The sequence below is a fragment of the Pseudomonas sp. GW456-E7 genome (genome assembly GCF_059424105.1).
Window position 1 is genome coordinate 1 of sequence record NZ_JBWKZB010000092.1, and the last position, 8,900, is coordinate 8,900.

Consider the following 8,900-nt stretch of genomic DNA (forward strand, 5'->3'; position numbering starts at 1 on the left):
CCACCCGTCCCCCACCCTTTAAATTAAGCCCTCCATCAGACGTTCTACTGGGTATCTGCCTCAAGACCCAAGGAACCCTCTGCTCATGACCCAGCCAACGCGCGGTGCAATTCATGAATTGTTCAGCCTCCTGAAACCGTTCCGGCTCGTCGTCAGTCTGTCGATCCTCCTGGGCATGGTCGGCGGCCTGAGCGTCACGGTGCTGCTGGCCACCATCAACAACGCACTGCATTCGCCGGACGGCCTGACCCAGGGCGTGGTCGCGCTGTTCGGCGGCCTGTGCCTGCTGGCCCTGGGCAGTTCGATCTGCTCGGACATCGGCACCAACTACGTCGGCCAGCACATCATTGCCAAACTGCGCAAAGAGCTGGGGGAGAAAGTGCTCTCGGCGCCCATCGAGCAGATCGAGCGCTACCGCAGCCACCGACTGATCCCGGTGCTGACCCACGACGTCGACACCATCAGCGACTTCGCCTTCGCCTTCGCGCCGCTCGCCATTTCCCTGACCGTGACCCTCGGCTGCATGGGTTACCTGGCGATGCTGTCGTGGCCGATGTTCCTGATGATGGTGCTGGCGATTGCCATCGGCACCGGCATCCAGTTCTACGCGCAGGGCAAGGGTATCCAGGGGTTCATGGCCGCCCGCGACGCCGAAGACGAATTGCAGAAGCACTACAACGCCATTGCCGGCGGCGCCAAGGAATTGCGCATCCACCGTCCGCGCCGCCAGCGCATGTTCGTCAAGGGCATCCAGGGCACCGCCGATTTCATCTGCGACACCCAGGTGCGTTCGATCAACACCTTCGTGATCGCCAAGACCCTCGGCTCGATGCTGTTCTTCGTGGTCATCGGCCTGGCGCTGGCCCTGCAATCGTTCTGGCCCAGCGCCGACCAAGCGGTGATGAGCGGATTCGTGCTGGTGCTGCTGTACATGAAAGGCCCGATCGAGCACCTGGTCAGCACCTTGCCGATCGTGAGCCGGGCGCGCATCGCCTTCCGCCGCATCGCCGAACTGTCGAGCCGGTTTTCCTCGCCGGAACCGCACCTGCTGCTCAACGACCAAGGCACCCCGCCGGCCGTGGTCAACAGCCTGCAACTGAACAACGTCAGCTACGCCTTCCCCGCCGCACCGGGCAGCGACGCGTTTCGCCTGGGCCCGGTGAACCTGAGCATCGCGCAAGGCGAGATCATTTTCATCGTCGGCGAAAACGGCTGCGGCAAGACCACGCTGATCAAGTTGCTGCTGGGCCTCTACGCCCCGCAACACGGCGAAATCCTGCTCAACGGCCAAGGCATCGATGCGCACAATCGAGACGACTACCGCCAGTTGTTCACCACGATCTTTGCCGACTACTACCTGTTCGATGACGTGGTGCAGGGTGACCAGCACATCCCCGAAGATGCCAATGCCTACCTGCAACGCCTGGAAATTGCGCACAAGGTCAGCGTCAGGGACGGCAGTTTCACCACCACCGACCTGTCCACCGGCCAGCGCAAGCGCCTGGCGCTGGTCAATGCCTGGCTGGAAGAACGCCCGGTGCTGGTGTTCGACGAGTGGGCCGCCGACCAGGACCCGACCTTCCGCCGCATCTTCTACACCGAGCTGCTGCCGGACCTCAAACGCCTGGGCAAGACCATCATCGTCATCTCCCACGACGACCGTTATTTCGACATGGCCGATCAACTGGTGCGCATGGAGTCGGGCCGGGTCATCACCGAGCGCGCGACCGCCTGACAGCGCTGGTTGCACGCAGGTTGTTGTTTTTTTGAAGTTTGTTTTCCGGTTTAGGCAAAGTGGTCCGTCTAATAATAATTATCATTAACTAAAAAACTGCACACACCCTTCTGGAGCGATTCGAGCAATGCAAAGCCTTACTCTGTCCCGCGCCCCCTTGGCATTAGCCATCGATCGGCAAAAGAAATTCCGAACGGTCGTGCCGGGCGCGCTGTTGACCCTGTTGCTGCTGGGCACTTCCCAGGTCGAGGCAGCCCCGGTGAACGTCAACGTGCCGGCCCAGTCGCTGGCCAGTGCATTGCGCGAACTGGGCCAGCAGACCAACCTGCAGATTCTCTACAGCCAGGACATGGTCAACGGCATCAAGTCCACGGCGGTGTCCGGCAACATGGAACCGGAACAGGCACTGAAAACCTTGCTGCTGGGGAGCGGCATCAATTTTCAGTTGAATGGCAACACTGTGTCGCTGGTGCCAGCGGTCGGTGACTCCAGTGCATTGCAGCTGGGTGCGACCTCCATCACTGGCGTGGCGTTGGGGCCGACCACCGAAGGCACGCACTCCTACACCAGCGATGAAGTGACCATCGGCAAAGGCAACATCAAGGTCAAGGACATCCCGCAGTCGGTGTCTGTCGTCACGCGCCAGCGCATGGACGACCAGAACATGAACAGCCTGCAGGACGCCATGCGCCAGGTCACCGGCACGACCATCAAGACCTACAACTCCGGCTCCAGCCTCAACGACGTCTACATGCGCGGCTTCCTCGTCGACCAGGTGCAGGTCGACGGCGTCTCGCAACCCACCGGCCAGGGCGACATGGCCACCAGTTTCGACCTGGCGATGTACGACCGCATCGAAGTGCTGCGCGGTCCATCGGGCCTGTACCAGGGCGCGGGTGAACCCGGCGGTACGATCAACGTGGTGCGCAAGCGCGCCCTGGGCAAATTCGCCCTCGGTGGCGAACTGGCCGCTGGTTCCTACGATCACTACCGTTCCATGGTCGACGTCACCGGCCCGCTGAACGACCAGGGCACCGTGCGCGGCCGCTTCATCACCGCCTACGAGAACAACCAGTCCTACGTCGACTACGCGCAGAACGAACGCCCGATGGTCTACGGTCGCCTGGAGTTCGACCTCGACCCGGCCACCACCCTGTCGGTCGGCGGCGCTTACCAGAAGAACAACTCCACCCCGGCCTTCGGCTTGCCGGCCTATGCCGACGGCACCTTGCTGGACGTTCCGCGCTCGACCTTCGTCGACGCCAAGTGGAACACCCTGAACGAGAAGGTCTGGGAATCCTTTGCCGAAGTTGATCACGAACTGGACAACGGCGGTCAGTTCAAGACCACCCTGACCTACCGCGATGCCGAAACCCCGGAGCGTAACTTCACCTGGGCCGACGGCGCGGTCGATCCGGCCACCGGTGACAGCTGGGCCGTGGCCTACGACTACTACACCCACATCAAGACCATCGGCGTCGACAGCTTCGTCACCACGCCGTTCGAGTTCGCCGATCGCCGCCACGAGTTCACCCTGGGCGCCGAGTACCAGCACCTGGACAAGGACTTCACCTACGGCGGCGGCGAGTACTTCCCGATCAACGTGTGGGATCCGGGCAGCATCGACATTCCCCGCAACGACTATGCGCACGTCAACGGCAACTGGTCCAAGTCCGACCAGTACGGGGTCTATACCCGTGCCAAGTTCAACGTCACCGACTGGCTCGATGTCATCGGCGGCAGCCGCGTAACCTGGTACGAAGCCGACGCGAAGAACGCCAACGCCTTCTTCAACAACTTCGGCGAAGCCCACACCAGCATCAACCGCAAGGTCGTGCCGTACGGCGCCCTCATCGGCAAGATCACCCCGGAACTGTCGACCTACTTCAGCTACACCGGCGTATTCAAACCGCAGAGCGAAATCGGCGCGGACGGCGAGCCGGTCGGCCCGCGCGAAGGCAAGCAATACGAGATCGGCCTCAAGCGCGAATTCTACGACGGTCGCCTGAACGCCAGCATCGCGGCCTTTCGCATCTACGATGAAAACCGTGCCGAATACGACAACAACTCCGGTGCCTACATGACCGAAGGCAAGGCACGCAGCGAAGGCTGGGAAACCGAGCTGAGCGGCAACCTGACCGAAAACTGGAGCATCGTCACCGGTTACGCCTACACCTCCACCAAGTTCCTGGACGGCGACGCGGCCAACAAAGGCAATACTTTCAGCACCATCACGCCCAAGCACAACTTCAACCTGTGGACCAAGTACGAGTTCACCGACGGTCCGCTCAAGGACTTCAGCGTCGGCGGTGGCGTGCGGGCGGTCAGCGACACCTACTACCAGCGTGACGTGAAGTTCCAGCAAGGTGGCTACGCCATCACCACGGCGCAGGTCGGCTACAAGTTCAACGAAAACCTGTCGTCGACACTGACCGCCAACAACCTGTTCGACCGCAAGTACTACGACCGCGTCGATGCGTCCTGGGGCACCAACTTCTACGGCGACCCGCGCACCGTGACCCTGAGCCTGCGCGCACAGTACTGATTGCCGGCGAACCTGTGGGAGCGAGCTTGCTCGCGATGACGATTGCACAGTCAACATCATCGTTGACTGACATTGCGCTATCGCGAGCAAGCTCGCTCCCACAGAAGTTGCAGCGGCCAAAGCCTTGCCCGATTCTGTTTTCTGCTGGCGTGCATGTGACAACTCGGCGCTCTCTGCCTATCCTGCAAGGCAGTCTTTGCCCCCCTCACAACACACCCTTCATGGATCGAAAATGGCGACGCCAGCGGATGACCCCAACAGCGCCATCAACGAGCAAGGTAGCCGCGCGAAGCTGTCCAGGCCCCTGCCCATCGACCTGCGCGGACTGATTCTTTTCTTCGTCCTGCTGTCGGTCCTCGCGACGTTGTGCAACAGCCTCTACGTCGCTTACCGGGTGCAGCGTCAATCCCTGATCCATACGACGCTTGAGGCCAACGCAGCCTACGCCGCAAAAGTCGCTTCCAGCATCGGTGAGTTCCTCAATTCGGCGCACAGTCGCTTGAACTACAGCGCCAACACACTTGGCCGGCACTGGAACGACCCCGAAGTGCTGCGCAAAGAAGCCATCCGCCTGCAAGCCCAGGATGCCGACTTCAACTCCATTGCCATTGTGGATGCGGCAGGCAAAGTCCTGCAGGCCTATCCGGATACCTCGCAGATTGTCGGCGCCACGTTGACGTCGGAGGGCATCCAGCAGGCGCTCAAGGAGCGTCGTCCATTGGTCAGCGCCGCTTACGTTTCCGCGGCGGGCAACCTGGTGGTGTTCATTTCACAACCGGTTTTCAACCCGTCAGGGGCGTTCCTCGGCGTCGTCGGCGGCTCGGTCTACCTGCTCAAGCAAAGCACCTTTCATACGATCATCAGCCGTCACTTCCATCACGAAGGGACCTTTGCGTTCATCGCCGACGGCAATCGGCGGCTGCTCTATCACCCGGACCAGAAGCGCATCGGTGAGGTCCTGGGCTGGAGCCTGACGGTCGATGCGGCCTTGCGCGGCGAACGTGGCTCCCTGGAAGGCCCGAACTACAAAGGTGTGCCCATGCTCGCCGGTTTTGCCCAGGTGCCGGACGCCAACTGGGCGGTTGTCGCGCAACAACCCCGGGACCTCAGCCTGGCGCCGCTGGGACAACTCATGCGCGACATGGTCCTGGGCATGATCCCTGCCGGGCTGTTGGGCCTGGGGCTGATTTTGCTCGGGACCGCCCTGATCGCCCGCCCGTTGCGCCAGTTATCGGCAGCCGCCGACCAGTTGGCCGCCCCGCAAACGACCGAGCAACTGCGGCAAGTCCATGCCTGGTACCGCGACGCGTCGGCCATTCGCCAGGCCATGCTGACCGGTGTGCAGCTGCTCCAGCAAAAGCTTGGCCAGCTCAGCCACGAAGCGCAAAGCGATCCCCTGACCGGCCTGGCCAATCGAAGGGCCATGGGCGGCGTACTGGATCTACTGGCAAAAACCGGGCAAGCCTATTCGGTGCTGGCGCTGGATATCGATCACTTCAAAAAGGTCAACGACACCTTCGGGCATGACGCCGGCGACGTGGCCCTGAAAGAGGTCGCCGGCATACTCAAGCAGAACTCCCGGACCGGCGACCTCGCCTGCCGCGCCGGTGGTGAAGAGTTCGCGCTGATCCTTCCGGATACGCCGCTGGACACCGCCAGGGGCATTGCCGAACGGATACGCGAGCACATCGCGCAGACCGAGGTGCCGCAGGTCGGAAGGTTGACGATGTCCATCGGCGTGGCTTGCCGGAGTGCGGACACCCCGATGCCGGAAAGCGTACTGAAACTGGCCGATGAGCGTCTCTATCTGGCCAAGCAGAGCGGGCGCAACCGGGTGATGGCGTAGACGTCGCTTAATGGCCGGGTAAAACCAGTCGATTCAGGCCGTCACTGCGTGGGTTCTTTTTCTTCGTCCGTCGAACCACTTGAGGTCGCGGCATCCTTTTGCGCCGCTTGCGAATCGGCGCCGGAGTTTGAGCCCGCGGCCTCCTCGCCCTTCTTGTCGGCCTTCTCGTCTTTGGCTTCAGCAGCCTGCGGCTGGTTGATGCCAGGCACGGCAGCAGGCGGGACAGCGGAACCCGCCGTCGCGTTCTCGGCGACCAGCGCAAAAAACGAGCCCGTCGACAGCAGACCCGCAGCCATGAGGGCGAGCATTTTCCTGTTCATTATCTGGGTCTCCCCGGTGAGGTATAAACCTTGGAAGACCCGACATCGGGAAAGGTGCTGGCTCGCTGACGAACGGTGAGGCGCCGGGGTCAGGAACCGACCTTGTTGTCGTGCGCGGCGGTCCGGAGTTGCTCGGTATCGACGCGGACAAACGTGGAGTCCCCGACAGCGGTCAGCACGTCCCCGGCGAAAACCTCACAGATGACGCGACTTTTGCGCCCGACATCACCCTCGACTTTTGCCCGCAATGTCAGGCGTACGCCCATCGGGGTAGGCTTGATGTACTTGATGCCCAGGTTACCGGTGACGCAGGTGACGTGGGGCAAACTGCCCACTTCGCGCTGTTCGGCGCGGTAGTGATAAGCCATCGCGGCCCAGTTGGAGTGGCAATCGACCAGCATCGCGATCAAACCGCCGTAAACCAGACCCGGCCAGCCGCAATACTTGTCATCGGGCATATGCTCGGCCATGACATGCACCCCGTCTTCATGCCAGAAGCTCTTGATGTGCAGCCCGTGCGGGTTCTGGCTGCCGCAGCCATAACAAACGCCTTCAGGCGCGGCGATGTCTTGAAGCGAAGTGTCCTGCGTGGTCATGGCGTATTCATCCTTAGTGGCAGGTGGTTCAAAGCGGACCGGGTCACCCCGGTCCGCACCGCCTGATCAATATTGGCAGAAGCGAATCCGATTGCCGAACGGGTCGTAGACCTGCAACTCCTTGCCCCAGCCCTGCTGAACAATATCCGGGCGTCCGTAGCCGTAGCGCTTGCCCTGCAGTTCATCCCTGAGCAGTTCGATGTTTTGCATCGGCACGAACACCGTCGAGCCCGGGCTGGCATCGCCGTGATGTTCGGAAAGATGCAGGTGCAGACCGTCGCGGCTGATGCCCAGGTACAGCGGCAGATCAGCCTCGAAGCGATGCTCGAACTCGACGCTGAAACCCAGGAAATCCAGATAGAACTCCCGGGCCTTGGCTTCGTCGAAACTGCGCAAAATGGGGATGGGTTTATCGAAGGTAATGCCCGGCGCTGGCGGGGTATTGGCCTGGGCCAGCAGCGCCGACGCAGTGTTCCAGTCCTTGTAGCCCAGTTGCTGCGCGACCAGTTCCAGCGCGGTGGAATGGGTCACCGCCTGATTGCGCTCCTCCAGCGAGGTGCGCAACTGTTTGGCCATTTGCTTGGCTTGCTCGATTGAAAACATGTCTGCTCCTGTAGCCGAGATGCTTTGGTGCTCGCATTGCCAAACCTCGACCGTCAAGAGAGGCGACAGGGTTTGTGTGGGGCGGAGATGCTTTCACCTTTCCCAGCGGGAGCGAGCGGCGGGCAGCATCGGGCCGATGTCGATAATACATAGCCGATACGGGATGCGAAAGATCTGCCCCGCTGCTGCCCACACCCCAGGCCTGCGGTCTATTCCTGTAGGAGCCAGCTTGCTGGCGATGTTCTCAAGTGCGCCGCGTTTATCCAGTTCTCACGCGTCATCGTTAACGACCATCGCTGCGATGCGGCGACCCGACAAGCCAGCTCCTACAGGTATTGCGTTATCCGTGTTTCCCGGGATTACGTGATGACCTTGTTTTTGGGGGGCAACGACTCCGAAGATTTCAACGCTCTTTGATAAGGCATAACAGCAGGTCAAGAACCACTCGATAGCGTCTGTTTAAGCGGCCTACAGGTTACTTCATGAAAGCCACAACGCCTTGCGTCGTTGCCTACAGGTACGCCAGAATCCGCCGGCTTGTGCGCCTTGGGGGTCGTCGGTAACTTGATTCGGGTCACTGATGTCAGTGATCGGGTTTAGTAGCCCGTCTTACCATCCAAAATCGGTTGCATAAGCGTCCTTCAATCAGGTGTCCGCCTGCATTTGATGGTGGCTGTGTGCATGGCGCCTTCGGGTGCGCCGGATTTGGGTGGTAATCCGGTCTACTAACTTGCGCACAGCCGCCACCCTTCCGTTTAGTAGCGAGACAGGTTGCGGCTCAACTGAGAGGTTTACCATCCATGTTCAAGCCCACACCCAATCCGCCGGATTCCGACGCGGCCTCCCCACACGAAAGTTCCGAATCAAAACAAATCCACGAAACCGCCGAATGCGCCTTCGATCCAGGCCCCAGCATCATGGCCACCCCGCGCGCACCCAGCACGATGTTCATCGTCAACCCCGAACTCAGTACCGAAACCCTGCTAGTGCACGCCTGTGAGTCGCTGGCGTCGGCCAATGTCATGGCCAACGATCTGGTGGATCATTTGCAGGGGACAAGTCGCAATGCGCTGTTGGGGATTGCGCAGGTGATCATGCTGGGGGAGCTGGCGGTGAATGGGGCGCTGGATCGGCTTGATCCGCCCTGACCACAATCTCCGGATCACCGATAGACCTGTGGGAGCGAGCTTGCTCGCGATGGCGTTGGGTCAGACACATAGAGGTTGAGTGTACGACCGCTATCGCGAGCAAGCTC

7 protein-coding genes are annotated in these 8,900 nt (G+C 61.2%); 4 read left to right on the forward strand and 3 right to left on the reverse strand.

What is annotated here, in order from left to right; all coding sequences use genetic code 11:
* Positions 1-85 precede the first annotated feature (85 nt).
* The 3 genes from AC07YV_RS29345 (at position 86) to AC07YV_RS29355 (ending at position 6,126) form a co-directional block, all read left to right on the forward strand.
* On the forward strand, positions 86-1,735 hold the full coding sequence (locus AC07YV_RS29345; protein ID WP_102701326.1) for a cyclic peptide export ABC transporter: 1,650 nt from the start codon (positions 86-88) through the stop codon (positions 1,733-1,735).
* Positions 1,736-1,862: 127 nt separating this feature from the next.
* Positions 1,863-4,280, forward strand: a complete 2,418-nt coding sequence (locus tag AC07YV_RS29350; protein WP_102701327.1) for a TonB-dependent siderophore receptor — start codon at positions 1,863-1,865, stop codon at positions 4,278-4,280.
* 232 nt (positions 4,281-4,512) lie between these two features.
* Positions 4,513-6,126: a diguanylate cyclase gene (locus AC07YV_RS29355; protein ID WP_102701328.1), complete on the forward strand. Its 1,614-nt coding sequence runs from the start codon at positions 4,513-4,515 to the stop codon at positions 6,124-6,126.
* A gap of 41 nt (positions 6,127-6,167) precedes the next feature.
* Here AC07YV_RS29355 and AC07YV_RS29360 read toward each other — a convergent pair whose 3' ends face one another.
* The 3 genes from AC07YV_RS29360 to AC07YV_RS29370 all read right to left on the reverse strand — a co-directional run bounded on the left by AC07YV_RS29360 (position 6,168) and on the right by AC07YV_RS29370 (position 7,645).
* Complete coding sequence (locus tag AC07YV_RS29360) at positions 6,168-6,446, reverse strand: hypothetical protein (protein WP_102701329.1); 279 nt, start codon at positions 6,444-6,446, stop codon at positions 6,168-6,170.
* A gap of 89 nt (positions 6,447-6,535) precedes the next feature.
* Positions 6,536-7,042, reverse strand: a complete 507-nt coding sequence (locus AC07YV_RS29365; protein ID WP_102701330.1) for a PaaI family thioesterase — start codon at positions 7,040-7,042, stop codon at positions 6,536-6,538.
* A 66-nt stretch (positions 7,043-7,108) separates the two neighbouring features.
* The gene (locus tag AC07YV_RS29370; protein WP_102701331.1) at positions 7,109-7,645 is read right to left on the reverse strand and encodes a glyoxalase superfamily protein; all 537 of its coding nucleotides are present in this window, start codon (positions 7,643-7,645) and stop codon (positions 7,109-7,111) included.
* Positions 7,646-8,445: 800 nt separating this feature from the next.
* Here AC07YV_RS29370 and AC07YV_RS29375 point away from each other — a divergent pair.
* Complete coding sequence (locus AC07YV_RS29375) at positions 8,446-8,793, forward strand: DUF6124 family protein (protein ID WP_102701332.1); 348 nt, start codon at positions 8,446-8,448, stop codon at positions 8,791-8,793.
* The last annotated feature ends 107 nt before the right edge of the window (positions 8,794-8,900 follow it).

Coding starts and splice junctions, on each gene's coding strand:
- AC07YV_RS29370 (WP_102701331.1), bottom strand. CDS start 7,645: ATGTTTTCAATCGAGCAAGCCAAGCAAATGGCCAAACAGTTGCGCACC.
- AC07YV_RS29360 (WP_102701329.1), bottom strand. CDS start 6,446: ATGAACAGGAAAATGCTCGCCCTCATGGCTGCGGGTCTGCTGTCGACG.
- AC07YV_RS29345 (WP_102701326.1), top strand. CDS start 86: ATGACCCAGCCAACGCGCGGTGCAATTCATGAATTGTTCAGCCTCCTG.
- AC07YV_RS29375 (WP_102701332.1), top strand. CDS start 8,446: ATGTTCAAGCCCACACCCAATCCGCCGGATTCCGACGCGGCCTCCCCA.
- AC07YV_RS29355 (WP_102701328.1), top strand. CDS start 4,513: ATGGCGACGCCAGCGGATGACCCCAACAGCGCCATCAACGAGCAAGGT.
- AC07YV_RS29365 (WP_102701330.1), bottom strand. CDS start 7,042: ATGACCACGCAGGACACTTCGCTTCAAGACATCGCCGCGCCTGAAGGC.
- AC07YV_RS29350 (WP_102701327.1), top strand. CDS start 1,863: ATGCAAAGCCTTACTCTGTCCCGCGCCCCCTTGGCATTAGCCATCGAT.